At 73.0% G+C, this 931-nt stretch carries 1 protein-coding gene; it reads left to right on the forward strand.

What is annotated here, in order from left to right:
- The coding region (locus CCN35_RS25755; RefSeq protein ID WP_245863479.1) for a sensor histidine kinase at positions 1-931 on the forward strand (931 nt) is incomplete at both ends.

Raw genomic sequence — 931 nt, forward strand, 5'->3', positions numbered from 1 at the left:
CTGGGCGGGGGTCTCGCCCTGCGCACCCTCGTCGAGGCACTGCGCCAGGGCGAGACCCCCGCCCAGCGCAGGACGCGCGGCGGACCGCCGGACGACGCCGACGAGTTCGAACTGCTCGCGGCCGATCTGGCCCGTGCCCACGACGGCGCCGTCGCCGCCGTCGTCGAGGCGGCCCGGCTGTCCGGCCGGGCCGGCAGCGAACAGAAGCTCGAGGTCTTCGTCAACCTCGCCCGGCGCCTGCAGTCCCTGGTGCACCGCGAGATCTCCATCCTCGACGAGCTGGAGAACGAGATCGAGGACCCCGACCTGCTCAAGGGCCTCTTCCACGTCGACCACCTCGCCACCCGGATCCGCCGCCACGCCGAGAACCTCGCCGTCCTCGGCGGCGCCGTCTCCCGCCGCCAGTGGAGCAACCCCGTCTCCATGACCGAGGTGCTGCGCTCCGCCATCGCCGAGGTCGAGCAGTACTCGCGGGTCAAGCTCGTCCCGCCGATCGACGGCCGGCTGCGCGGCCACGCCGTCGCCGACGTCATCCATCTGCTGGCCGAACTCGTCGAGAACGCCACGGTGTTCTCCGCCCCGCACACCCAGGTGCTGCTGCGCGCCAACCTCGTCACCTCCGGGCTCGCCGTGGAGGTCGAGGACCGCGGCCTGGGCATGCCGGTCGAGGAGCAGGCCAGGATGAACGCCCTGCTGGCCGACCCCGAGCAGGCCGACGTCGCCGGCCTGCTCGCCGACGGCCGCATCGGGCTGTTCGTGGTCTCCCAGCTCGCCAAACGGCACGGCATCACCGTCCGGCTGCAGACCAACATCTACGGCGGCATCCAGGCCGTCCTCGTGGTGCCGCAGTCCCTTCTGGGGCCCTCCCCGGACGAGTCCGGCGACGCACCGGAGGACACGCGGACGGTGCCGCCGGACTCGTCCGGGGAGG

This window comes from Streptomyces thermovulgaris (genome assembly GCF_002155915.1).
Classification (GTDB): domain Bacteria; phylum Actinomycetota; class Actinomycetes; order Streptomycetales; family Streptomycetaceae; genus Streptomyces; species Streptomyces thermovulgaris.